The sequence below is a fragment of the Enterobacter cloacae complex sp. P15RS genome (assembly GCF_014895905.1).
In the GTDB taxonomy this organism is placed as follows: domain Bacteria; phylum Pseudomonadota; class Gammaproteobacteria; order Enterobacterales; family Enterobacteriaceae; genus Enterobacter; species Enterobacter quasihormaechei.
Genome location: NZ_JADBQL010000001.1, coordinates 12,581 through 37,037 on the forward strand (window position 1 = coordinate 12,581; position 24,457 = coordinate 37,037).

A 24,457-nucleotide genomic window follows, 5' to 3' on the forward strand; every position below is an offset into this window, starting at 1 on the left:
CTAGTTTCGGTTTCGGGTGACTTTAATGACGTCCGGCATCACGCGGATCTTGCGCATAATATTCGCCAGATGCACGCGGTCACGGGCGGTCAGGCGAATAAAGGCGCTGTAAACGCGGCCATCTTTTTCTTCCGTATTCAGGCTCTGAATGTTGGACGAGGCCGTGTTGATTGCTGCCGTCAGGTTCGCCAGTGCACCCTGGTGGTTAAACATATCCACCTTGATTTCAGTAATAAATTCCTGCGCTGTCTCTTTATCCCACTCGACCGCCATGAACTTCTCAGGCTCTTTCTGGTAGCCACGGATGTTACGGCAGGATTCGTGGTGGATCACCAGCCCTTTACCTGGGCTGACGTGCGCAATAATCGGGTCCCCCGGGATGGGACGGCAGCATTTGGCGAAGGTGATGAGCACCCCATCAGCGCCTTTGATCGGCAGGTGACCATGATTTTGTGCGTTAGCTGGAACGGCTGTCGTTTCGCCCTGTTGCAGGTTCTTCGCCACGACCACGCTCATGGCGTTGCCGAGGCCAATCTCAGCCAGCAGGTCATCCAGCGAGGCGAGCTTCATACGCTCCAGCTCATGCTGAATGTTCTCTGGCGGGATTTCAGCCAGTTTGCGGCTGCCACCTAGCGCGTGATTGAGCAGACGGCGCCCCAGGCTGACGGAGTCGTCGCGCTTGAGGTTTTTCAGCAGCTGGCGGATTTTTGCGCGCGCTTTTGAGCTCACGACAAAGTTCAGCCAGGCGGCATTAGGCCGTGCGCCCGGCGCGGTAATAATTTCTACCGTCTGTCCGCTAAAGAGTGGCTGGGAGAGCGGGTAAGGCTGCCTGTCGACGCGGGCACCTACGCAGGCATGGCCGATATCGGTATGCACGGCGTACGCGAAGTCGACCGGTGTCGCGCCCGCAGGCAGTTCTACAATGCGCCCTTCCGGCGTGAAAACGTAAATCTCATCCGGGAAGAGATCGGATTTAACGCTCTCGATAAATTCAAACGAGCTACCTGCACTCTGTTGCAGCTCCAGCAGGCTCTGCATCCAGCGCTGGGCGCGGATTTGCGCGGTAGTGCTGCTTTCGCCACCGTGCTCTTTATAGGCCCAGTGCGCCGCGACACCCATCTCTGCCATTTGATCCATGTCTTCGGTACGAATTTGTACCTCAACAGGGACACCGTGCGGGCCAATCATGGAGGTGTGCAAAGATTGATATCCGTTCGCTTTTGGAATGGCAATGTAATCTTTGACGCGCCCCGGACGTGGCTTGTACAGGCTGTGCATCTGCCCCAGCACGCGATAGCAGGTGTCTGAGTCATGGACGATCACGCGAAACGCGTAAATATCCATGATTGAGTGAAAACGCTGCTCTTTAAGCACCATTTTGCAGTAGATAGAGTACAAATGCTTTTCGCGACCGCTCACGCGGCACGGTATACCGGCTTCCTGCAAACGCCCTTCGATTTCAGAGAGGATCTTTTGAATCATCTCTTTACGGTTGCCGCGAGCGGCTTTCACCACCTCTTTAATCACGCGATAGCGGTTCGGGTACAACGCCTCAAAACCCAGCTCTTCCAGCTCGGTTTTAATGTGATGTATACCTAAACGGTGCGCCAGCGGACTGTAGATTTCGAGGGTTTCACGGGCGATGCGGCGACGTTTATCCGGGCGAAGTGAGCCCAGCGTGCGCATATTGTGGGTGCGGTCAGCAAGTTTGATGAGAATGACGCGGATATCCTGCACCATCGCCATGATCATCTTGCGAAAGTTTTCGGCTTGCGCCTCTTTCTTGTCGCGGAATTTCAGCTTATCAAGCTTAGAGACCCCTTCCACCAGCTCGGCAACGCTTTTGCCAAATAGCTGTTCCATATCCTGGTAGGTGGCAGGGGTATCTTCGATCACGTCATGCAGCAGGGCGGCCATCAGCGTTTCGTAGTCGAGTTTCATCTCGGCCAGAATACAGGCTACCGCTACCGGGTGCGTGATGTAAGGTTCACCGCTTGAACGTGTCTGGCCCTCGTGAGCGTCACGTGCAACGAGATACGCCTGCTGAAGACGTTTAATCTGGTCTTCAGGCAGGTAGGTTTGAATCAGTTGATTCAGGCTTTCAAACAGATACAAGGGCGACCCGCAGGTTTAATTAACGACGACCTTCAGCAATAGCGGTAACAGCTTGTAATTCAGCGGCTTCCTGCTCTTGCTGCTCCTGGCGCTCACGCACGTCGAGGATCTGGTTGTTGATCAGACCTTCTTCGATTTCGCGAAGTGCAATAACGGTGGTTTTATCGTTTTCTTCCGGTACCAGCGGATCTTTACCGCCTACCTGCATCTGACGAGCGCGACGCGCGGCGACCAGCACCAGGTCAAAACGGTTACCAATTTTCTCTACAGCGTCCTGAACAGTTACGCGTGCCATACTTAAAATGCTCCACAGGTGAAGAAATGACTGGGCATGATACTGAAAGTGGGTTCAGTCTGCCAACAGTTTGGTGATTAATGCGTCATGTCGCTGCTTCTGGCGGCTCATACGCAGACGTTCTGCGCGAAGGATAGTTTTGAGATCGCTTAGCGCGGCATCAAAATCATCATTCACAATAAGGTAATCATATTCCGCGTAATGGCTCATTTCTGCAACAGCCTGCGCCATACGCTTTGCGATAACTTCTTCGCTGTCCTGGCCGCGGCCACGCAGGCGGCGATCCAGCTCATCTTTCGATGGCGGTAAAATAAAGATACTGCGCGAATCAGGCATTTTCTTGCGAATTTGCTGCGCGCCCTGCCAGTCGATATCCAGGAACACGTTCACGCCGGTCGCCAGAACCTGCTCAATGGTTTCACGCGAGGTTCCGTAGTAGTTACCGAAAACTTCAGCGTGTTCAAGAAACGCGTCTCTGCCAATCATCGCCCTGAATTCATCGTGATTCACAAAGAAATAGTGTTCACCGTGCACTTCACCCGGACGCGGCGCCCGCGTGGTGTGAGAAACAGAAACCTGCGTATCGTACAACGGTTGGGTTTTTAACAGTGCCTGAATAAGGCTGGATTTACCCGCGCCACTAGGGGCAGAAACAATATAAAGCGTGCCTTGAGCCATGAGAGTCTTTTGTATGTGTTAACGAAGAAGTCCTACATACGGGCTTATTATACACGTCGCCGCTGTGTGACGTAGCCTTTGTCACACTTTTTCCCCTGGATTATTGATTTTGCGTGCCGTTTTCAGGTTTTACCCTCCTTTTGCTGCAACAAAAACAATGCGCTGAAGCACGCTCGTAATATGCCTTTTTGCCGCTGGTCTGCGGCTCCCGGGCGGGGTATACCCTTCGCAAAACCGGGAGGGATGATAATGGTGAGATGGATAAGCATACTGATGTTCTTCTTAAGCAGCGGGGCGATGGCAATCTGCCCGGTCTGGTCGCCGTCGAAGGCCGGGCAGGAGATCGCGGCCCTGAAGGCGCAGCTGGCCCGCTGGAATGATGCTTACTGGAAGCAGGGCAGCAGCGAGGTGAGCGACGACGTTTACGACAGGCTTAACGCCCGATTAAAACAGTGGCAGCGCTGTTTTCACGATGAGCCGCTGCACGACGATCTCCCTGCCGCCAGCGGGACGGTGAAGCACCCCTTCGCCCATACCGGCGTGCATAAGGCAGATAGTCAGCAGGCGCTTAGCCGCTGGATGGCCGCGCAGCAGGATCTCTGGGTGCAGCCAAAGGTGGATGGCGTAGCGGTCACCCTGGTCTACAAAAACGGCAGGCTGGTGCAGGCCATCAGCCGCGGCGACGGTTTGCAGGGGGAAGAGTGGACGGCTCAGGCGCGAATGATCCCCGCTATCCCGCAAACGCTGTCCGGGCCGCTTGCCAACAGCGTATTGCAGGGTGAACTTTTTCTGCTTCGCGAGGGGCATATTCAACAGCAGATGGGCGGTATGAATGCGCGAGCGAAGGTGGCGGGAGCGATGATGCGCGCGACCGATCGCGCAGCGCTGAAGCAGACAGGCATTTTTATCTGGGCCTGGCCGAATGGTCCAAAAATGATGAAAGCACGCCTTTCCGCGCTGGCAAAGGCCGGTTTTACCCTGACTGCGCGTTATACCTTGCCGGTTAAAAACGCGGCTGACGTGGAAGCGCAGCGGACGGCCTGGTTTAAGGCTTCGTTACCCTTTGCCACGGATGGCATTGTGGTTCGCGCCTCGGCAGAGCCGCCGGGTGAGCAGTGGCTGCCGGGAGAAGGGAACTGGGTCATCGCGTGGAAATATCGTCCTGTGGCCCAGGTGACGGAAGTCAAAGCCATTCATTTTACCGTTGGCCGTACCGGGCGGATCACGGCGATTGCGCAGCTTGAGCCGCTTATGCTCGACGATAAACGTGTACAGCGCGTGAGCCTGGGGTCGGTCAACCGCTGGCAGATGCTGGATATTGCGCCTGGCGATCAGGTGCTGGTAAGCCTGGCGGGTCAAGGTATTCCCCGGCTGGATAAGGTGGTATGGCGCAATGTGGATCGCCATAAACCACAGCCGCCCTCATCGCACTATAACGGCTTAACCTGTTTCTACGCCTCGCCGGAATGCATGGAGCAATTTTTTGCCCGGCTGACGTGGCTAAGCTCCAGCCAGGCGTTAGATATCAAAGGGGTGGGCGAGTCGGGGTGGCGTAACCTCTATCAGGCGCATCGGTTTGAGCATCTCTTCTCCTGGCTACAGCTCACGCAGGCGCAGCTCGCTGCGACGCCGGGGATATCGGCAACGCATGGCGCTGCGCTATGGCATCAGTTTAACCTGGCGCGGGAGCGTCCTTTTATCCGCTGGATCGCCGCGATGGGAATACCGTTGTCCCGGTCAACGCTGAAGGCGGCAGGGGATCGCTCCTGGCAGGCGTTGGTTCAACGAAGCGAAGCGGAGTGGCGGAGGCTGCCGGGTACCGGACAGGAGAAGGCCCGCCAGATCGTAGACTGGCTGCATCAGCCGCAGATTGATGCGCTGGCGAGGTGGCTGGCCGCACAGCACATTGGTGGATTTTAATCTGCGTACAACGTCTGGAGCAGAGCGGCGTCAACACCAAAGGGGTGATCCTGAACGGCGTCATTAAGCGGGCAAGCAACGCTTACGGCTACGGCTATCATCACTACGGCTACACCTATTCGAGTAACTGATAATCCGGCGCCTGCCCGTTCTGACATTAATGCGCATTGTGTTTGTAATGAAAAACGGGCAGGCCAAGCTTCAGGCGCAATGCGAGCATGCGCGCGGTGAAACCAAACAGCAGCGTGGAGATAACCACCACATCGTGACTGGTGACATAGTGCTGCAAGGCAACATACAGCACTGCGGCGGCAAAGGAGATGCCGGCATACAGTTCCTTCTGGAAAACCAGCGGGATACGTTTACAGAACATATCGCGCAGCACCCCGCCAAACACGCCCGTGATCACCGCCGCAATGGTGGCGATAACCGGACCTTCACCCATATCAAGAGCGATTTGCGCACCAATGATGGAAAAAACAATCAGCCCAAGCGCATCAAGCACCAGGAATAAGCGGCGCAGATGAGGCATCACCGGAGCCACAATCGTGGTGAGTACGGCTGCCGTTGCCACGATAATGACGTACTCAGGGTTTTTGACCCAGCCGAGTGGATAATGGCCAAGCAGGATATCGCGTACGGACCCGCCGCCGAGCGCAGTGGCTGTGGCAATAATGATCACGCCGAAGGTGTCCATACGGCGACGTCCGGCAGCAAGCGCGCCGGTCATGGCTTCTGCGGTAATGCCAATGAGATAGAGAACGTGAAGCAGCATAAAACCTCCGGAATGAAGAAGGGGAGATTAACGATTTGTGCGGGAGATCACGATTGAGATTTTCTAAGGCGAGGTGGTTTTCCCTAAAGGAATTTATCAGCGCACGGCGGGCAGGCTTGATTTAAGGCGGGGAGAGAGAAAGTAAGGCTAAATAAGGATTAGAAAAAGTAATGGGTGGCGTGCGAGGCAGCACCACCCGGAAAGGGATCACTCGATATTCTGGATCTGCTCGCGCATCTGCTCAATCAGGACCTTCAGTTCAATCGCTGAATTGGTCACCTCTGCATTGATGGACTTAGACGCCAGCGTGTTCGACTCGCGGTTGAACTCCTGCATCATAAAGTCGAGACGGCGGCCTACTGCTTCTTTCTTCTTCAGAATGTTGTAGGTCTCTTTAACGTGCGCTTCCAGACGATCCAGCTCTTCAGCCACGTCCACGCGCTGCGCCATCAGCACCAGCTCTTGTTCCAGACGGTTGTTTTCGAGCTGGACTTCCGCCTCTTCCAGTTTGGCGACAAGTCGCTCACGCTGCCATTGCAGCACTTCTGGCATATGAGCGCGAACTTTAGCCACTTCGGCGCTCACGCCCTCAAGACGCTGTTCAATCATTGCTTTCAGCGCCTGGCCTTCGGTTTCGCGGGCAACGATAAAGTCATCCAGCGTGCCGTCGAGTGCCGCGAGGATTTCGGCGGTAATTGCGTCCAGATCCTGCTCTCCGGCGGCCATCACGCCAGGCCAGCGCAGAATATCAACCGGGTTGATCTCGCCTTCGTCGCTTTGCATTTTGACCCAGTTCGCCGCATTAACGAGCTGTTTTGCCAGCTTTTCGTTAAGGATCAGTTCACCCTGCGCGCTGGCATCGGGCTCAAAACGCAGATTACATTCCACTTTCCCGCGGGTCAGACGCGTACGGATACGCTCACGCACCACAGGCTCCAGGCTGCGGAACTGTTCCGGCATACGGAAATATGTTTCCAGATAGCGCTGGTTTACCGAGCGCATTTCCCAGGTAGCGCTACCCCAGCTACCCTTGATTTCACGCCGGGCGTAGGCGGTCATACTGCGGATCATAGACATTCCCGTTTTTAAAGGAGAGATGGGGGGATTATAACTTTCAGGGGCTTCTCAGGATAGGAATAAGCGTCCTTTATCCGTATAATGCGCAGCCACATTCGTTTCAAGCCGGAGAATCCATCATGCGTCCAGCAGGTCGTAGCGCCAATCAGGTGCGTCCCGTCACCCTGACCCGTAACTATACAAAACACGCTGAAGGCTCCGTGCTGGTTGAGTTTGGTGACACCAAAGTGCTTTGCACCGCGTCCATCGAAGAGGGCGTGCCTCGCTTCCTGAAAGGTCAGGGCCAGGGCTGGATCACCGCCGAATACGGCATGTTGCCGCGTGCAACCCATACCCGTAATGCCCGTGAAGCGGCGAAGGGTAAGCAGGGCGGTCGTACTATGGAGATCCAGCGCCTGATCGCGCGTGCGCTCCGCGCCGCGGTTGACCTGAAAACGCTGGGCGAGTTCACCATCACTCTGGACTGCGACGTGATCCAGGCCGATGGCGGCACGCGTACCGCCTCCATTACCGGCGCCTGCGTGGCGCTGGCAGATGCGCTGAACAAGCTGGTTGCCGCCGGTAAGCTGAAAACTAACCCGATGAAAGGGATGGTTGCCGCTGTCTCCGTCGGTATCGTTAACGGCGAAGCACTTTGCGATCTGGAATACGTTGAAGATTCTGCCGCAGAAACCGACATGAACGTGGTGATGACCGAAGATGGTCGCATCATTGAAGTGCAGGGCACGGCGGAAGGCGAGCCATTCACCCATGAAGAGCTGCTCACCTTGCTGGCGTTGGCCCGAGGGGGTATCGAATCCATTGTAACGACGCAGAAGGCGGCGTTAGAAAATTGATTTTAAGGCGACCAATGAGTCGCCTTTTTTTTGCCTGTAAGACAGAAAAAACGAAAGGAGCAAATCCATGAAATCGTATCAGCGCCAGTTTATTGAGTTTGCGCTTAACAAGCAGGTACTTAAGTTCGGCGAGTTCACGCTGAAATCGGGGCGTAAAAGCCCGTATTTCTTCAACGCCGGGCTGTTTAATACCGGGCGCGACCTGGCACTGTTAGGCCGTTTCTATGCCGAAGCGCTGGTGGATTCCGGGATTGATTTCGACCTGCTGTTTGGCCCCGCGTACAAGGGCATTCCGATTGCAACCACCACGGCGGTGGCGCTGTCGGAGCACCATGACCGCGACGTGCCGTACTGCTTTAACCGTAAAGAGGCTAAAACCCACGGTGAAGGCGGCAATCTGGTAGGCAGTGCGTTGCAGGGCCGCGTGATGCTGGTCGATGATGTGATCACCGCAGGCACCGCGATCCGTGAATCCATGGAGATTATCCAGGCTAACGGTGCAACGCTTGCGGGCGTGCTGATTTCGCTCGATCGTCAGGAGCGCGGGCGCGGCGACATCTCTGCTATTCAGGAAGTGGAACGCGATTATGGCTGCAAGGTCACGTCGATTATTACCCTGAAAGACCTGATTACGTATCTGGAAGAGAAGCCTGAGATGGCGGACCATCTGGCAGCGGTAAAAACGTATCGCGAAGCGTTCGGGGTTTAAGTGTGTTGCCCGGTGGCGCGACGCTTACCGGGCCTACCCGTTCGTAGGCCGGATAAGGCGAAGCCGCCATCCGGCGATGGCGTTACTGCAATTGTGCTGCCACTAACGGCCAGCGGGCGTCAAAATCGTCCGTTGGTCGGTATTTAAATTCGCTGCGCACAAACCGAGAGAGCATCCCCTCGCAAAATGCCAGGATCTGGCTTGCCAGCAGGGCCTCATCAGTAGTATATCCCTCACCTTCCCGCATTTTTTTCTCGCGCAGAACCTGACGCAGCTGAGCTTCGATACGCTCAAAAAGCTGGTTTATACGGCCTTGCAGACGATCCTGTTCAAACATCAGCGCGTGGCCGGTCAGAATACGGGTCAGACCCGGGTTACGTTCACCAAAGCCCAGAATCAGCAGCACAATCAGACGCAGACGCGCGCTGGTGTCTTTTTCATCTTTCAGAATCAGGTTGATGCGCGTGATCAGGCTATCTTCAATAAACTCGATCAGGCTGTCGAACATCCGGGTTTTACTCGGAAAATGACGATACAGCGCCGCTTCTGATACGCCCACAGAGGCCGCCAGCTTTGCGGTGGTGATGCGTTGACTGCCGTCGCTGGATTCAAGCATCAGAGCCAGAGATTGAAGTATTTCTTCGCGACGATTCCTTTTCGCGGTTTGTTTTTCTGCCATGTTACAAAATACCCCTGAAAATAAGCACTTGTCAGGCTGGCAACCACACAGCGACCCGCAAACTGACGTTTGCGGTTTGTTATTGCATTATGGCGCTGTGAGATGCGTGTTTGTCGGGTGGTTATTTGCGCCCGGAATGGCCGAAGCCGCCTTCGCCACGGTCGGTGGCGTCGAAGTCTGCCACCAGGTTAAATTCTGCCTGCACCACCGGTACAAACACCATCTGCGCGATACGCTCGCCCGGCTCAATGGTGAAGCTGTCCTGGCCACGGTTCCAGACGGAGACCATCAGCTGACCCTGATAGTCAGAGTCGATCAGGCCGACCAGATTACCCAGCACGACGCCATGCTTATGGCCCAGGCCAGAGCGCGGCAGGATCACTGCTGCCAGTGACGGGTCAGCAATGTGAATCGCCAGTCCGGTCGGGATCAGGGTCGTTGCACCCGGCGCCAGTTCTACGGCGTCGTCGAGACAGGCGCGCAGGTCAAGACCGGCAGAGCCGGAGGTGGCATACGTTGGCAGCGGAAATTGCTCGCCAACGCGCGGGTCCAGAATCTTAACGTCGATTTTTTTCATCATAACGGGTAACGATCTCGTCCAGTAATTGTTGGCCCAGGAGTGCTTTGCGCTCAAGCGGTAAGACTTTATCTCCATCCTGCCAGAAAAGGTGCAATGCGTTGCTGTCGCTGTTAAATCCTTGCGTGGACAGCGATACGTCGTTCGCGCAAATTAAATCGAGGTTTTTGCGGGTACGTTTTTGCCGGGCATATTCTTCCACATTATTCGTTTCTGCGGCAAACCCAACAACGTAAGGACGATGAGTTTTCAATGCGGCGACACCGGCAACGATATCCGGGTTCTTCACCATTTTTATTGTTAATTCATCGCCTTGCTTTTTAATTTTGGCGTCAGCAATGGTTTCAGCACGGTAATCAGCGACGGCCGCACAGCCGATAAAAATATGCTGCTGTTGTGCATGCGCCTGTACGGCGGCGTTCATTTCCAGCGCGGTCGTCACATCAATACGTTGCACAAACGCCGGTGTGGTAAGCGACACCGGGCCGCTCACCAGCGTGACGTTCGCGCCGCGTTTGGCCGCCGCGGCGGCAATGGCAAAGCCCATTTTGCCGGAGCTGTGGTTGGTGATGTAACGCACCGGATCCAGCGGCTCGCGCGTTGGGCCCGCGGTAATCATGATGTTGAGATGTTGCAGATCGTTGACAGGCGAGAAATGGGCGGCGGCCATATCAACAATCGTCAATGGGTCGAGCATACGGCCCGGCCCCACGTCGCCACAGGCCTGGCTGCCGCTGTCCGGCCCCCAAATCAGCAGGCCGCGTGAGGCCAGCGTTTCCAGATTATGCTGGGTGGCGGCATTGCGGTACATCTGCTGGTTCATGGCGGGCACAACCGCGACGGGCGCAGGCGTGGCAAGGCAAATGGTCGATACCAGATCGTTCGCCATACCGGCCGCCACGCGGGCAATTACATCTGCCGTGGCGGGGGCAAGGATAACCAGATCGGCCCATTTCCCCAGCTCAATGTGGCCCATTGCGGCTTCGGCCGCCGGGTCGAGAAGGCTGTCGGATACCGGGTATCCCGAGACGGCTTGCAGGCTTAGCGGGGTGATAAAGGCTTTGCCGCCTTCGGTGATCGCGACCCGTACGTCGGCCCCGCGCTCGCGCAAACGGCGCACCAGGTCTGGCGTTTTATAGGCAGCAATACCGCCGCTTACGCCAAGAACGATTTTTTTACCGGCCAGGCTCATCATGATTCTTTCCTGTTGGGTTCACCAGAGAGCGGGCATTTTATCACAATCCCTAAAACGGGGTGATGATGTCCTTTATTCACTTTGCGAGGCGTTACGCAAGAACGAAACGTCAGCGTCGAGCCCCGAATTTGCCTGTGGCAGCATAATGGCAAACAGAAGGAGGCCGGGCATGGAAGAGACTGAACTACTGCTACCGCGTGAAAAAATGCTGCGCCATGGCGTCACGTTGCTGAAAGACGACGAGCTGCTGGCGCTCTTTTTACGCACCGGCACGCAGGGAAAAACGGTATTTACGCTGGCGAAAGAGCTGATAGACCATTTTGGTTCACTGCATGGTTTGCTGACCGCCGAGCTGGAGGCGTTTACGCACGTGGAGGGCATCGGCGTGGCGAAATATGCCCAGCTGCGGGGCATTGCGGAGCTTGCCCGGCGATTTTATAACGTGCGTATGGAGGAAGAAGACCCGATCCTGACCCCGGACATGACCCGCGAATTTCTGCAAAGCCAGCTCTCCGATCTGGAGCGGGAGATCTTCATGGTGATCTTTCTCGACAACAAAAACCGGGTACTGAAACATACCCGCCTTTTTTCGGGAACATTGAGCCATGTTGAGGTGCATCCGCGTGAAATTGTGCGGGAAGCGATAAAAGTGAATGCAGCCGGCGTGATCCTCGCGCATAATCACCCCTCTGGCTGTGCAGAACCAAGCAGAGCTGACAAAGCCATTACCGAACGTATTATCAAATGCTGTCAATTCATGGACATTCGTGTGCTGGACCATCTGATAATTGGCCGCGGAGAGTACATTTCTTTTGCCGAACGTGGCTGGATTTAGGCCTTTTCTCGCGATCCATCGGGATCTTTGTCTGTTCGGGACTTGAGCACACCGCCGAGTCAGCGTATACTACGCCACCTTTGAGAATCTCGGGTTTGGCATTTGGGCCTGGCAATCGAGAGTTCAATAGAACTATGCGATGACCGGGCTGTAAAGCCTGACGAGGCGCCGATACCCCATACGAAGCTCGAGCTAATTTGATTTTTGGAGAATAGACATGTCCCGAGTCTGCCAAGTTACTGGCAAGCGTCCGGTGACCGGTAACAACCGTTCCCACGCACTGAACGCGACTAAACGCCGTTTCCTGCCGAACCTGCACTCTCACCGTTTCTGGGTTGAGAGCGAGAAGCGTTTTGTCACCCTGCGCGTATCTGCTAAAGGTATGCGTGTAATCGATAAGAAAGGCATCGATACAGTTCTGTCCGAACTGCGTGCCCGTGGCGAAAAGTACTAAGTACTTAAAGAGGAAATAAATCATGGCTAAAGGTATTCGCGAGAAAATCAAGCTGGTTTCTTCTGCTGGTACAGGTCACTTCTACACCACCACGAAGAACAAACGTACTAAGCCGGAAAAACTGGAACTGAAAAAATTCGATCCAGTTGTACGCCAGCACGTACTGTACAAAGAAGCTAAAATCAAATAATTTTAGTCTCCTTGTATTGAAAAACCCCGCATCTGCGGGGTTTTTTGCATTCTGCATCTCAACGGAGGAACCATGCCTGAATTACCTGAGGTAGAGACCAGCCGCCGCGGTATTGAGCCGCATCTGGTCGGCGCGACTATTCTTCATGCTGTCGTTCGCAACGGGCGTCTGCGCTGGCCGGTTTCCGATGAGATCCACGCGTTAAGCGATAAACCCGTCCTGAGCGTGCAGCGCCGCGCGAAATATCTGCTGCTGGAGCTGCCTGACGGCTGGATCATTATCCATCTGGGCATGTCGGGCAGTCTGCGCATCCTCACCGAAGAATTGCCTGCGGAAAAGCACGATCACGTTGACCTGGTGATGAGCAACGGCAAAGTGCTGCGTTATACCGACCCGCGTCGCTTTGGCGCATGGCTGTGGACCAAAGAGCTGGAAGGGCACAACGTGCTGGCGCATCTCGGGCCTGAGCCGCTCTCAGAGGCGTTTAACGCGGATTATCTCAAAGAGAAGTGTGCGAAGAAGAAGACCCCGATTAAACCCTGGCTGATGGATAATAAGCTGGTGGTGGGTGTGGGGAATATCTATGCCAGCGAATCGCTGTTTGCCGCCGGGATCCATCCCGATCGGCTGGCCTCTTCGCTGTCGGCGCAGGAGTGCGAGCTGCTGGTCAGAGTGATTAAAGCGGTATTGCTGCGCTCAATTGAGCAGGGCGGGACGACGCTGAAGGATTTCCTGCAAAGCGACGGGAAGCCGGGCTATTTTGCGCAGGAGTTGCAGGTTTATGGCCGTAAGGGTGAACCATGCAGGGCCTGCGGGACGCCGATTATTGCCACGAAGCACGCCCAGCGGGCCACGTTCTACTGCCGTCAGTGCCAGAAGTAAGGTTACTTTAGCTTTTCCATCAACGCCTGGTGGACGTTAACCGGCAGGAAGTGGGTAACGTCCCCGTGATGGCGCGCCACCTCTTTCACCAGCGAAGACGAGATGAAAGACCACTCCTTGGAGGGCATCAGGAATACACTCTCCAGCTCCGGCATCAGATGGCGGTTCATGTGCGCCAGCTGCATCTCGTATTCGAAGTCTGCTACCGCGCGAAGCCCGCGGATCAGGATATTGGCCTGCTGAGCACGGGCAAAGTTTGCCATCAAATCGCTGAACCCGACGACCTCAACATTCGACAGATGCGAAATCGCATCGGTGGCCAGCTGCACGCGTTCGTTCAGGTCGAACATCGGCTTTTTGCTCGGGCTGGCGGCGATAGCCAGAATCACCTTGTCGAACATACACGCCGCACGGGTGATGATATCAAGATGACCGTTAGTGATTGGATCGAAGGTACCCGGATAAATCGCTTTTGTGCTCATGGCTCACGTTTTCTCTGAGTAGCCGCGGTTCAGCGCCCACAGCTCGGTGTATTTGTTGAAAGTATACTGGGCATTGACCACCGCCAGTAACCAGCCCTGTTTGCCGTCCAGCACGCCGCCGCGCAGCAGCAGCGTTTTCAGAAACGCGCCCAGCGTGTGGGTGAAGATACCCGTCAGCGTGGCCTTCTTGCCGCGCTGGTGGCGTTCCTGCGCCCATGCAGTGGCATAGTTGAGCTGTTTGCGCTGGAAGCTGGCGAAATCACGGCAGGTCAGGTGAAGCAGATCGCCCGTCAGGGGGATCACCTGAGCGTTATCGCAGGCCAGCGACTCATGAACAAGGTTATCGTTGTACTGATAACGCTCGCGCGCATAGAGGCGCATCACGCGGTCGGGATACCATCCGCTGTGGCGCATAAAGCGGCCCAGGAAATAGTTACGACGCGCGATACTGTAGACCGCGCCAGGCTGCGGCGCGGCAAGCACCGTTTGAATGGCCTGCCGGAGTTCCGGGGTGACGCGCTCGTCGGTGTCGATCATCAGCACATAATCGCCCGTGGCGAACCTCTGCGCACGCTGGCGCTGAATGCCGTAGCCCTGCCAGTCGGTGTCGGTAAAGACTTTTGCGCCCGCTGCACGGGCAACGTCCACCGTGTTGTCCGTACTTCCGGAGTCGAGAATGACGATTTCGTCAGCCCAGGCAACGGAGGCCAGGCAATCCGGAAGCAGGTCGGCGGCGTTTTTGGCGATCATCACGACCGACAGACGCGTTGACATCAGTGGCTCCGCTGCGGCAGATAAGGTTGCAGAAGTTGCAGCAGACGGGTCAGTGCGCCCTGGTTCTGATGCAGGACTTCAACGGCATGTCGACCGTACCACAGGCGGTAATCTTCGTCAGTCAGAAGGGTCGAGACCTCTTTGACCACCGAATCCGCGTCGGTCACAGTGATTAAGCCGTCGGCTTGCTGCAATTTAGCGCAGATATCTTTGAAGTTAAACGTGTGCGGCCCCATCAGAACAGGGATGGCGTGGGCCGCCGGCTCCAGCGGGTTATGGCCACCGCGCTCTACCAGGCTGCCGCCGACAAAGGCGAGATCCGCAATGCCGTACAGCAGCATCAGTTCGCCCATCGTATCGCCAATCACCACCTGCGTGCTGCCTGAGGGGATTTCCCCGCTGCTGCGCAGGGTGAAGCTGAAACCGCCTTTTTGCACCATTTCACGGGCATCTTTGAAACGCTCCGGATGGCGGGGAACCAGAATCAGCAGTAAATCAGGGAATTTTTCCAGCAGCTGGCGGTGAGCCTGAAGAATAATCGCTTCTTCGCCGTCATGAGTGCTGGTGGCAATCCAGACCTGGCGACGCGGCGCCCACTGTCGACGCAGCGTGACCGCACGGGCGGCGAGTTCTGGCGTGACGGAAATATCGAACTTCAGGCTACCCGTGACAGCAAGCTGGTTGCGTTTCAGCCCGAGGGCGATAAAGCGCGCGGCATCTTCTTCGTTCTGCGCGGCAATCAGCGTGATTTTGCTGAGCAGGCGACGCATAAATTTACCCAGCTTGCCGTACCCTTTCGCCGAGCGTTCTGACAGACGCGCATTGGCGATAACCAAAGGGATTTTACGGGCATGCAGGGCGGAAATCATATTCGGCCACAGTTCGGTTTCCATGACGATCACCAGTTTAGGGCGAACGGTATTCAGGAAACGGTTCATGGCGCAGGGAAGATCGTACGGAAGATAGACGTGATGTACGTCTTTACCGAAAGCAGACATCACACGCTCTGAGCCGGTTGGCGTCATCGTGGTGACGGTGATGGGCAGCGACGGATAGCGGTGGCGCAGGGCACGCACCAGCGGAATGGCCGCCAGCGTTTCCCCGACTGACACGGAATGCAGCAGAATACCGTCCGGCGCCACTTTATTGCGGCAGTAGCCATAGCGTTCGGCCCAGCGTTTACGGTACGCAGGCGCTTTACGGCTACGGAGCAACAGTCGCAGCCACACCAGTGGCTGAATGATGTAGAGCAGGGCGGTATACAACAATTCCAAGCGATTATCCGTTTTTTTAGTTTCGGCCGGGAAATTCTAAGCATTTAAGCGTGCTAAAGCTATCTCTTATGCCAGATACCGTTTTAAACGGAAGTAGCGGCGGCCCAGGCGCCAGCGCAAACGCGGGCTTTTGGCACTTTTCCAGATGAGCTTCCAGATCCCGGTGTCGAAGAACTCTTTGATTATCATTGATTTCTTCGCCTCATCCTTCATGTTGTCGAAGGTATGAATAATTCCCAGCCCCTCTTTGGCGATTTGCCAGTGGCAGGCAGGGATATTTTTCACTTTATCCGGGTAACGCTGGTTAATGGCATCAAGCATCTTCAGGATCTTCATGTAATGACGCGCGGAGCGAATAAGCGTGTCGTCATTATCCGGGGTGTGCGATACCGAGGCGGAGTGTATGTAGTAGTCGTAAAAGCGTTCGCTGGTGTACTGGACGCGTTCCGCAGCAAGCAGCACCTCGGTAGTCCACGGGATATCCTGATGGCGCAGGCCAGGCTCGAAGCGGAAACCGTTCTGACGAATAAAATCGTGGCGATAGATATTGAGCCAGGTCACATGCAGGAACTTACGTGAATCCAGCGCCTTTTTTAGCCATGCCGCGCCATTCATGACGCCCGTTGAGGCGAGCTTATCTTCAGGGAAGATAGGGCGAGACGGTTTTTTGTTATTTTCCCAGACGTAGTTGCCATTGCAGGTGGCGACGTCCAGGTTCTGCGTGACGGCCATATCCAGCAGACGCTGGTACATGCCGGGTTTAAAGACGTCATCAATATCCGGAAAAGAGAGATATTGGCCGGTCGCAACGGCCAGGCCGGTATTACGCGCGATGGACACGCCCTGATTAGGTTGTTCAATAACCTGCATCTGTGGCAGCGTTTCACGCCATTTTTCGACAATCTGCATCGAGCGGTCAGTAGAGCCATCATTGACGATGATGACTTCCATACTGTCGATATGCTGATTGACAAGGCAGGTAAAGAACTGATCGAGAAAAGCTTCACCGTTATAAACGGCAACCACCACGCTTAACAAAGGCGCTGAATTTTGCATATGAAACCTGATTATTTTTGGTTGTCGACCAAAGCAATGTATTGCTGGCAAATGGCGTTGATACCGAACGATGCGATCGTTTCGCGATCAACAACCGGCGGAGAGGCATACAGTTCTGCCAGAGTTTTCGCCAGTGATTCGTCGGTTAACGCTGTCAGACCACGTGCCAGGGGGCCAGTAAGGATCTCAGCAGGGCCGCCAGGGCAGTTTGTACTCACCGGTGGGGTCTGACAGATAATGGACTCCACCAGTACATTACCAAAACCTTCGCAGTCGGAACTTAACACTAAAAGGCGAGCCCCTTTGATCCACGGATAGGGGTTGGTTTCGAACGGGCGGAAAATGATCTTATTTTCGATTCCAAGCTCAGCCGCTAACTGTTTGAGCTGGTCTATTTTGGCGTCAGAGCCTTTGCCCATTAACACCAGCGATGCGTCGATCTTGCTCAGCGCGAACGCGCGCAGAAGCCGGTCGTGTCGCTTGTGTTCATGAAAACGGCCAACGTGGATAATGTAATCCTGCCCCTGCATCTCAAAGGGCGCTTCTGCCAGACGCTGAATTTCAGGGATATCGAAGGGGTTATGGATAACCGCTTTGCGCCGCAGGGGGATAGCGAGTACTTCAGCGAGATCGTGCAGCACGGCGCCGGATACCGCCACAACGTTGCGGTTTTCATAGGTATGGCGAATTTTATAATGCTTAAACCAGCGGGAAAGCCCGCTGCGATGGCGTAAATAGGAGAAGGAAAACATCCCGTGTACGCAGAACCAGACCTTGTCCCGATCCAGCGCGCGGCTGTGCGCCACGATACGGTCGGTTTTATGCAGATGCGAGAAGACAACGTCAAATTTACCGCTGCGTTCTGCCTGCTCAATGGCGCGATCCAGCAAACGGGCGCGACGCGGGATCTCGGTCAGCTTCCGCCAGGGTTTTTTACAGGTATCCTGCACAACCTGAAAATCGATGCCTTCCGGAATGGCGTAGTCGCACACCTTCCGTAAGGAGAAAAGGGTAACCTGATGCCCCAGTTCTGTCAGTCCGCTGGAGAGGGTGAGAACCGTTTTTTCAGCTCCTCCACCGGGTAAACCATCAATAATCATTAGGATGCGCATTATTAATCCAGTAATTTTTGATAAAGCGAAATAAGCTCACTTGACAGTTTTTCAGGGGTTGCTTCTCTGACGCGTTCACGCGCCGCAAGCCCCATATTGTTATTTTTTGCCAGTGAAGGAATGGACACGACGGCCTCCTTCAATGTGCGGATATCAAGTGCATCACAGTAAAACCCGTTCTGGCCTTGCGCAATAAATTCTGATCCACCGCAACTCTCTGACGTAATGACGGGCAATCCGCAGGCCATTGCTTCAAGTATGACGTTAGGAAAAGGATCATACAGCGTCGGCAGCAGTAAACCATCAGAAAGCTGATAAAATGGCAGCGTCTCTTTTTGCATCCCCAGGAAACGGATTTGCCCCTCACAGCCTAATGAACGGGCGAGGTCGCGATAGCGGCTTTCCGCTTTATCCTGACCGACTACAATCAGCCACGCCGATGTTCCTGCTATCGCCTGAATAGCGCTTGCCAGACCCTTGCGTTCAAACCCCGAACCCACGAAGCAGAAAATGACGGCATCAGCGGGTAAGCCAAATTGCTTACGCAGTACAGCACGCTGACGCTCTTCTGCCGGAACGAAGCGGCTGGAATCTATTGAATTATAAATCACATGTATCTTTTTTGCGTCAATATCAAAGTCTTCGACGATTTCGCGTTTGATCATCTCCGCATTACAGATAACGGCTTTCAGCTCGGGCGCCTGATACATTTCACGCTCTGCGTGCATTACGTAGCGGTGATAGCGATCGTGCATAAGCAGCTTCGCGCGCCAGGCGGGGAGAATACGCGACCGCTGTAGCAGCCAGCGTCGATGCACGCCATCTCCGGCGCGGTAAATATCACAGCCCGGAATGCGTTCGTGGCTCTGCACAATATCAAACTGCTGTTGCTGCCAGAGCGCGCGCGCGGCATGTGCGAAGCCGCGTTCACGGCTGATGCGACCCCATTTCCGTGGATCGCAAATATGAATGTGCCAGTCGTCCTGCTTTTCGCCCTGCCACTCGCGAGTGATGACGTTGAGCTCAAGGTTTTGATTGCTCAGCGCGGTGAGTGCCCTGGAGACAAAACGTTCCGCTCCCCCATCCGGACGATATTTTTGGCGCACGATGGCCAGACGATGAAGCTTCATTGCAGGTATCTCCTTGCGGCGGAGACGACGGCATCAACGGGTATGGCGTCGAGATAACGTTCCGTCGTTTTTGTATCAATGGCGTCAGGGTTGGGAAGCGGGCCGTAGTTACCTGCCCAGATGACCTCGCCGTTAACCTGCCATGGCGACCAGAACGTCAATTTTGACGGGCCAAACAGCGCCACGCAGGGCGTCTGAAGGGCGGCGGCCATGTGCATGGGTACGGAGTCAACGCCGATGAAGAGGTTCGCATGATCGATAAGTGCGGCCAGCTGGCGCAGGGTTAACTGTCCTGCCAGCGAAACAACACCCGTTTGCGGGGAGGCGGCAAGGATGCGATCGATCATCGCCAGCTCTTTTTTATCCGGACCTGCGGTAAGAACGATGGTGTGGCCATCCTGCTGCAACGCGGCGATAGTTTGCGCCATTTTGCCTTCGTCCCAGCACTTAAAGAACCAGCGTGAAGTGGGTTGAATAACGATGAAGCCTTCTCCCACGCCCTTTTGCGTCAGCTTTTGCTGAGCATGGTGCCAGTCATCCGCGCTGTAAGCCATGGTGACGGTAGGGTTGGACGCTACCGGCAGCGCTGACAGTATGGAGAGATTTTGTTCAACGGTATGCAGCGACTGATGACTGGCCACAGAAACCAGTTCACTGTGACAAAAACGCCAGAATGCATTATTGCGCTTGTTAAAGGCAAACCCGAGCCGAACCGGTGCGCCGGTGAAGCGGGTGACAATCGCGCTGCGCCACTGATCGGCCAGATTAATCACCAGGTGATAATGTTGAGCGCGCAACGCACGAAGCAGCTGCCACTCTTTTTGCAGGTGCTTTAGCGTCCCCAGCTGCTTCCATTTACGATCGATACCGTAGATCGTACCGATTGCCGGATGCGCGGCGAGCATGTCTCGCGTCTCTTCATAGAGAAGCACGTCGATTTGGGCTTCAGGCCATTTTTGGCGTAATGAATTGATGACGGGGGTAGTGAGTAACATGTCACCATGATGGCGAAGTTTGATCAGTAAAATGCGCAAATCAGGCGTGTCAGGTAAGTTATTCATCATCATCTTATCGGCGTTGTACTATTGGCAATTCTAATAGACCTGGTAACGACTTGCACTCTTTCTCCATAATGTCGGGAATTTCCCGGGAAGGGTTTACTCCTGCTTTCGGGCGTGCGTAACATAGCGCTAACTATTTTGTCTTGCGGGCTCCTTATGAAAAAACCAGCGTTTATCATCACGATCGATACCGAAGGGGATAATCTCTGGCAGAACCACCGGGTGATCAAAACGGAAAACGCGCGCTACCTGGCGCGGTTTCAGGCGCTTTGTGAACGTTTCGGCTTTAAGCCCGTCTGGCTGACCAACTACGAGATGGCTGTCGAACCGGTATTTATTGCGTTCGCTAAAGAGGTCATAGCCCGCGGCCAGGGTGAGGTGGGGATGCATCTCCATGCCTGGAACAGCCCTCCGGAGCACGATCTCACCGGTGATGACTGGCGCTGGCAGCCTTATCTGATTGAGTTTTCAGACGAGGTGATGCGTGAGAAAGTGGTATTTATGACCCGCTTACTGGAAGAGACCTTCCAGACAAAAATGCTCAGCCATCGCGCCGGGCGCTGGGCATTTGACAGCCGTTACGCCAGGCTGCTGATTGAGCTGGGGTATCAGGTAGATTGTTCCGTCACGCCGCGCGTGAACTGGCGAAATGCGAAAGGTGCCCCTCAGGGAAGTGGCGGAACGAATTACCAGCATTTTCCCGATCGCGCTTACTTTCTGGACGCAGACGATATTTCCCGTCCTGGAAACAGCCCGTTACTCGAAGTGCCGATGAGCATCCAGTATAAACACCCGGCATGGCTGAATTCCCTGAAGCAGGGGTATGATCGTCTTCGCGGTAAATACCGTTCTCCGTCAGTTAACTGGTTACGCCCGTCCGGCGGGAACGCGGCGGAGATGATTAAGGTTGCGCAGCAGTGTCTGTCTCAGGGGAATGACTACGTGGAGTTCATGCTTCATTCTTCAGAATTTATGCCTGGCGGCAGCCCGACGTTTAAAGATGAGGCGGCGATTGAAGGTTTATATCAGGATTTGGAGCAGCTCTTTACCTGGTTATCAGATAAAACGGTGGGAATGACGCTGGCGGAGTTTTACCAGTACAAAAAAGCATAATGCCCGCCAGGCGGGCATATTTGCTATTGCTGCTTTGTTTGCGAGAAAGGTGTACTCAACGCAAAGATAATCATAAAGAAGATGAGGGCTTCTGAGCTGAGCAGTATGACATCCGTCAGTCCATACAAAAGCAAAAGAAGCATCGACGTTAGCAGCAGCGCATTTCTGTTTCGCAGAGCATACGCAATCATCGAAACAAAGAAAAAGAGCATTACCGCCACGCCGGGGATCCCCTGCAAAGAGAACTTCTCAATGAATTCGTTGTGCAGGTGGACCTGAATGTATTCGAGCGCGCTGCCAAGGTGTGGATGTCCGTCTTTAATATACTGCCGCGTCCATGCTTCACGCTCTTCGAGTGATTGTCCTAACGGATGGGCAAGTCCATTCTGAATACCTACCGTCCACATGGAAAAACGCGCGCCGAGTGACGTGCGGTCAATACCCTGTTGATATCTCTGATATTCAAGCTGTGTTTGCGATATTTTAGGCGATATTAACGGCTTGTAGCTAACGATGATAATACCAGCCACAATACATAAAAAGATGAGGGTGGATTTAAGGTGAATACGCCTGAAGTGATAGAGCGTCAGCACTATCGCCAGGAGCAGATAAAGCCCCATTGCAGCGCGCGTGCCCGTGAGCAGTATGACGAAGTAAGAAAGTAAAATGGTTAAACCAGCAACAACGTAAAGCGTCACGTTCTTCTGTAGGTAAAGACTGTATACGAATGCCAGCGATAACACGGAATACACATAAGCTGAAACGGTGGCTCGGTTAATCGCCATCTCGACGCGAGCCATCCCTTGCGTTGCCTGCCACAGGCCATATCCCGTTGCGAGTACAAACCCCGCAGCTGAGGCGTAAAGGAAATATTTTTTAAAGGTCTCTTTATCGAGATAGGATTTAAAACGGTCAATATAGAATATCAGGACGCTCGCCAGGATTAATTTTTTACTTGAATCGAGATAATCGCTGTAAAGATTCATCCCCTGATTATGGTACTCATAGATGAGATACCAGCTAAGGTTCAGTAATCCAATCAATAAAATCGGCAGCGCTATGGTAAAGGGACGCAGCGTGATTTTTTTATATTCGAACGCCAGGCCGATAATGCTGACGTAAATAGCAATATAGAAAAACTCTCTCTGTTTTCCTGAACTAACCAATGCCAACATCAAAGAGATGAGGCTCAAAATGAGTGTCAGTTGATACAGTCGTGGTCTTATTTTTTCCATAACGCCTCAATAACCCTTTTTTTGTAGCTAAAACGAACATCGGTGGAAAGGAAAAACGACAATGTATACATGGATTTTACGCGTTGCGTAACGAGCGCCATGTGTTGGTCTGAAAGATATGTCCGATGATTGCTGTAGATATCAAACCAGTGGCAATTGACGAGATGCCTGTAAGAGGATGGAAATGTGTTTTCCATCTGTAGCGTACACTCGACCAGCGTAGATATTTTGCTGGCATCCAGAACGCTCGATAAACTGTCGCTGCGTTTAATATAATAATAGTGGCCCTGGCGCTGATAAGCTATTTTACTCGACTGCATTAGCATGCCGGGAAAAACAGCGAAATCCTCATAGCATTGCAGAGAGGGAATCGGATTGTTTTCATATAGCTTACGATGAACAAACTGACCGATGAGATGCGCCTGAAAATCTTTGTGGCGTAAGAAACGGGAGATTGCTTCATGCTGTGACAAGGAAATAGGGTTAAATCCCCGCCACTCTGCGCTTATTTTCCGGGGATCGCGAATCTCAAGCAAACGCGTCAGCAGCATGTCCGGGCGCTGTGCTTTCAGGAAGGTGATTGCGTCTCTCAGGCTACGCGGCTTTAAGCAATCGTCACTGTCGAGCATCGTAATGTACTCTCCCGATGCCAGCGCGACGGCACTGTTTCGGACCTGGCCTACGTTACGAAAGTTCACGGTCCGGGTTATGACCTGCGGAAATTTAGGCGACCACTCGTCAATTATTGCCTGCGTGGCATCCTCAGAACTGTCGTTAAAAATGATGACTTCGGTGTCTTGGTCTGTTGCTGCCAGCAGGCTCGAAAGCGTGGCGGGCAGCGTATCTTCAGCATTATGCGCAGCAATGATGACGCTTAAAAAAGCCATAAAAATTAGTGTCCTTGAGCGTCGGTAGCGCGATCCAGTGAGCGGGCTTTCGGCAAGCGTCGAATAAACTGCTGGAGTTCGTCTAAAGCGGGTTCAGTCACCGCGAAAAGCTCTTCCCTCTCCTGAGGGAAATAATAACGTGTTTCAAAGACATAAGAGCAAATGTTGTCGTCATTACCAATCAGCATCACGTTGCCAAGCGGACGCTGTTCATAGTGGCAGCAAGGCCCAAACAGCAGAACCACCGGCACGCCGACAGCGTCTGCAATGTAGACATTGCCCGAATCAGACGCGATGTAGCAGTCCATTTTAGAAATGGCCCAGGGAAGCTCTTCGAGCGAAATTTTGCCAATCAGATTGATAAAATTCGGGATGTCACCGTAAAGGCGGGTGATATCGTCCATCCACGACTGTTCGTTTGGCGCGCCGAAGACATAAAACTCGCAGGGTAAATCGGCGAGACGATCCACAATCCGCTTCCAGATAGCAGGCGGCACCGTTTTGGCTTTATTACCCGCCGCAATGCTGATGCCGATGCGGATAACGTCTGGTTTATCAAGAATGGCCGGGTAAGTCGTCGGTTTGAAGAGCGGCTTTGTGGCGTGCTTGGGAGAGTCTTGCCAGGTAAGCGAGCGGTCGGCCAGTTTCAGGTAGTTCGTCACCGAAAGCGTTTTTTTGCCGTGCTCAACGGTACCGTCGGCCGCGAGATAGAAAATCCCGTGATACCACCTGCGTGTGTAAATGCTTAGAAATTGTTTGTTTTTTGCATTGCAGACGGAGGCAAAAAAGAGGTTTACGCTGTTGGGCTGTAGCAGGTAGATGTTGTCGTAGCGGTTCATGATCCTGCAAGCGAAGCAGAGCTTACGCCACAGGCTGCGCTTATGCTGCTCAATAAAATAGATCTGCTCGATAGTCTCATCATGCTTCGCCAGCGCGCCAACGCTGCGACTGACCAACACATCGCTTTTTTGCAGATGTGCCAGAAGAGGTGTCGCATTAATAAAGTCACCGATTTTGGCTGTCTGAATGACAAGGTTTTTGCCCGTGTCTTTCCGAAACAGCTTCCGGAGGAGCTTCACCGGAAAGAGTAAAATCAGCAGAAATACATAACTCATG

At 54.1% G+C, this 24,457-nt stretch carries 26 protein-coding genes and 1 pseudogene; 9 read left to right on the forward strand and 18 right to left on the reverse strand.

The window, feature by feature from the left end:
• Genes spoT through gmk form a run of 3 tightly spaced genes read right to left on the reverse strand, consistent with a single transcriptional unit; the run spans position 1 to position 3,088 of the window.
• Positions 1-2,115 carry a bifunctional GTP diphosphokinase/guanosine-3',5'-bis pyrophosphate 3'-pyrophosphohydrolase gene (gene spoT, locus IM267_RS00055; protein ID WP_022646616.1) on the reverse strand — a complete coding sequence of 705 codons (2,115 nt, stop codon included), beginning with the start codon at positions 2,113-2,115 and terminating at the stop codon, positions 1-3.
• Positions 2,116-2,134: 19 nt separating this feature from the next.
• Positions 2,135-2,410, reverse strand: coding sequence for a DNA-directed RNA polymerase subunit omega (rpoZ, locus tag IM267_RS00060; RefSeq protein WP_000135058.1), 276 nt, complete (start codon positions 2,408-2,410; stop codon positions 2,135-2,137).
• A 54-nt stretch (positions 2,411-2,464) separates the two neighbouring features.
• Positions 2,465-3,088, reverse strand: a complete 624-nt coding sequence (gmk, locus tag IM267_RS00065; RefSeq protein ID WP_006177710.1) for a guanylate kinase — start codon at positions 3,086-3,088, stop codon at positions 2,465-2,467.
• Positions 3,089-3,337: 249 nt separating this feature from the next.
• On the opposite strand from gmk, the gene ligB reads away from it, so the two are divergent.
• Both ligB and IM267_RS00075 read left to right on the forward strand, forming a co-directional pair.
• Positions 3,338-5,008 (forward strand): NAD-dependent DNA ligase LigB, encoded by a 1,671-nt coding sequence (gene ligB / locus IM267_RS00070; RefSeq protein WP_193032431.1) that lies wholly within the window; start codon positions 3,338-3,340, stop codon positions 5,006-5,008.
• A gap of 5 nt (positions 5,009-5,013) precedes the next feature.
• Positions 5,014-5,139 (forward strand): annotated as a pseudogene (locus IM267_RS00075) (hypothetical protein); the annotation flags it as partial.
• 26 nt (positions 5,140-5,165) lie between these two features.
• On the opposite strand, the gene IM267_RS00080 reads toward IM267_RS00075, so the two are convergent.
• A complete protein-coding gene (locus tag IM267_RS00080; RefSeq protein ID WP_063868767.1) occupies positions 5,166-5,783 on the reverse strand; it encodes a trimeric intracellular cation channel family protein in 618 nt (205 codons plus the stop codon).
• A gap of 207 nt (positions 5,784-5,990) precedes the next feature.
• Positions 5,991-6,854: a YicC/YloC family endoribonuclease gene (locus IM267_RS00085; RefSeq protein ID WP_003860907.1), complete on the reverse strand. Its 864-nt coding sequence runs from the start codon at positions 6,852-6,854 to the stop codon at positions 5,991-5,993.
• 125 nt (positions 6,855-6,979) lie between these two features.
• On the opposite strand from IM267_RS00085, the gene rph reads away from it, so the two are divergent.
• Complete coding sequence (gene rph / locus IM267_RS00090) at positions 6,980-7,696, forward strand: ribonuclease PH (protein WP_013094888.1); 717 nt, start codon at positions 6,980-6,982, stop codon at positions 7,694-7,696.
• A 67-nt stretch (positions 7,697-7,763) separates the two neighbouring features.
• The gene (pyrE, locus tag IM267_RS00095) at positions 7,764-8,405 is read left to right on the forward strand and encodes an orotate phosphoribosyltransferase (protein ID WP_063868769.1); all 642 of its coding nucleotides are present in this window, start codon (positions 7,764-7,766) and stop codon (positions 8,403-8,405) included.
• An 82-nt stretch (positions 8,406-8,487) separates the two neighbouring features.
• Here the strand turns inward: pyrE and slmA are convergent, their stop codons facing one another.
• The 3 genes from slmA to coaBC form a co-directional block, all read right to left on the reverse strand.
• Positions 8,488-9,084 (reverse strand): nucleoid occlusion factor SlmA, encoded by a 597-nt coding sequence (gene slmA / locus IM267_RS00100; RefSeq protein ID WP_193032432.1) that lies wholly within the window; start codon positions 9,082-9,084, stop codon positions 8,488-8,490.
• A gap of 121 nt (positions 9,085-9,205) precedes the next feature.
• Positions 9,206-9,664 carry a dUTP diphosphatase gene (gene dut, locus IM267_RS00105; protein WP_015570042.1) on the reverse strand — a complete coding sequence of 153 codons (459 nt, stop codon included), beginning with the start codon at positions 9,662-9,664 and terminating at the stop codon, positions 9,206-9,208.
• Positions 9,642-10,853: a bifunctional phosphopantothenoylcysteine decarboxylase/phosphopantothenate--cysteine ligase CoaBC gene (gene coaBC / locus IM267_RS00110; RefSeq protein ID WP_107535641.1), complete on the reverse strand. Its 1,212-nt coding sequence runs from the start codon at positions 10,851-10,853 to the stop codon at positions 9,642-9,644. Before coaBC ends, dut begins: the two co-directional genes overlap by 23 nt.
• A gap of 172 nt (positions 10,854-11,025) precedes the next feature.
• Between coaBC and radC the strand changes: the two genes are divergently transcribed.
• From radC to mutM, 4 genes are all read left to right on the forward strand, one after another.
• Entirely contained in the window at positions 11,026-11,691 is a 666-nt protein-coding gene (radC, locus tag IM267_RS00115; protein ID WP_063868776.1) for a DNA repair protein RadC, read from the forward strand.
• 217 nt (positions 11,692-11,908) lie between these two features.
• Complete coding sequence (gene rpmB / locus IM267_RS00120) at positions 11,909-12,145, forward strand: 50S ribosomal protein L28 (RefSeq protein ID WP_002436699.1); 237 nt, start codon at positions 11,909-11,911, stop codon at positions 12,143-12,145.
• A 22-nt stretch (positions 12,146-12,167) separates the two neighbouring features.
• The gene (gene rpmG / locus IM267_RS00125; protein ID WP_003024094.1) at positions 12,168-12,335 is read left to right on the forward strand and encodes a 50S ribosomal protein L33; all 168 of its coding nucleotides are present in this window, start codon (positions 12,168-12,170) and stop codon (positions 12,333-12,335) included.
• Positions 12,336-12,407: 72 nt separating this feature from the next.
• A complete protein-coding gene (gene mutM, locus IM267_RS00130) occupies positions 12,408-13,217 on the forward strand; it encodes a bifunctional DNA-formamidopyrimidine glycosylase/DNA-(apurinic or apyrimidinic site) lyase (RefSeq protein ID WP_003860879.1) in 810 nt (269 codons plus the stop codon).
• Between the two features lie 2 nt (positions 13,218-13,219).
• Here the strand turns inward: mutM and coaD are convergent, their stop codons facing one another.
• The 7 genes from coaD to rfaQ all read right to left on the reverse strand — a co-directional run bounded on the left by coaD (position 13,220) and on the right by rfaQ (position 20,112).
• The gene (coaD, locus tag IM267_RS00135) at positions 13,220-13,699 is read right to left on the reverse strand and encodes a pantetheine-phosphate adenylyltransferase (protein WP_063452136.1); all 480 of its coding nucleotides are present in this window, start codon (positions 13,697-13,699) and stop codon (positions 13,220-13,222) included.
• 3 nt (positions 13,700-13,702) lie between these two features.
• Positions 13,703-14,473 (reverse strand): glycosyltransferase family 2 protein, encoded by a 771-nt coding sequence (locus IM267_RS00140; RefSeq protein ID WP_193032433.1) that lies wholly within the window; start codon positions 14,471-14,473, stop codon positions 13,703-13,705.
• Positions 14,473-15,747 (reverse strand): lipid IV(A) 3-deoxy-D-manno-octulosonic acid transferase, encoded by a 1,275-nt coding sequence (waaA, locus tag IM267_RS00145; protein WP_003860874.1) that lies wholly within the window; start codon positions 15,745-15,747, stop codon positions 14,473-14,475. Before waaA ends, IM267_RS00140 begins: the two co-directional genes overlap by 1 nt.
• A 66-nt stretch (positions 15,748-15,813) precedes the next feature.
• The gene (locus tag IM267_RS00150; protein ID WP_063452138.1) at positions 15,814-16,803 is read right to left on the reverse strand and encodes a glycosyltransferase; all 990 of its coding nucleotides are present in this window, start codon (positions 16,801-16,803) and stop codon (positions 15,814-15,816) included.
• Positions 16,804-16,814: 11 nt separating this feature from the next.
• Positions 16,815-17,915, reverse strand: a complete 1,101-nt coding sequence (locus IM267_RS00155) for a glycosyltransferase (protein ID WP_064910019.1) — start codon at positions 17,913-17,915, stop codon at positions 16,815-16,817.
• A gap of 2 nt (positions 17,916-17,917) precedes the next feature.
• Complete coding sequence (locus tag IM267_RS00160) at positions 17,918-19,045, reverse strand: glycosyltransferase family 4 protein (protein WP_193032434.1); 1,128 nt, start codon at positions 19,043-19,045, stop codon at positions 17,918-17,920.
• Entirely contained in the window at positions 19,042-20,112 is a 1,071-nt protein-coding gene (rfaQ, locus tag IM267_RS00165) for a putative lipopolysaccharide heptosyltransferase III (RefSeq protein ID WP_063868788.1), read from the reverse strand. Before rfaQ ends, IM267_RS00160 begins: the two co-directional genes overlap by 4 nt.
• A gap of 150 nt (positions 20,113-20,262) precedes the next feature.
• Here rfaQ and IM267_RS00170 point away from each other — a divergent pair, with 150 nt between their 5' ends.
• Positions 20,263-21,219 carry a polysaccharide deacetylase family protein gene (locus IM267_RS00170; RefSeq protein ID WP_193032435.1) on the forward strand — a complete coding sequence of 319 codons (957 nt, stop codon included), beginning with the start codon at positions 20,263-20,265 and terminating at the stop codon, positions 21,217-21,219.
• 23 nt (positions 21,220-21,242) lie between these two features.
• Here the strand turns inward: IM267_RS00170 and IM267_RS00175 are convergent, their stop codons facing one another.
• From IM267_RS00175 to IM267_RS00185, 3 genes are read right to left on the reverse strand one after another with little or no spacing between them, the layout of a single operon-like run.
• Positions 21,243-22,454: an O-antigen ligase gene (locus IM267_RS00175; RefSeq protein WP_193032436.1), complete on the reverse strand. Its 1,212-nt coding sequence runs from the start codon at positions 22,452-22,454 to the stop codon at positions 21,243-21,245.
• Positions 22,442-23,341, reverse strand: coding sequence for a glycosyltransferase family 2 protein (locus tag IM267_RS00180; RefSeq protein WP_193032437.1), 900 nt, complete (start codon positions 23,339-23,341; stop codon positions 22,442-22,444). The genes IM267_RS00175 and IM267_RS00180 overlap by 13 nt, the downstream gene beginning before the upstream one ends.
• A 5-nt stretch (positions 23,342-23,346) precedes the next feature.
• Positions 23,347-24,456, reverse strand: a complete 1,110-nt coding sequence (locus tag IM267_RS00185) for a glycosyltransferase family 9 protein (RefSeq protein ID WP_193032438.1) — start codon at positions 24,454-24,456, stop codon at positions 23,347-23,349.
• Between the last annotated feature and the right edge of the window lies 1 nt (position 24,457).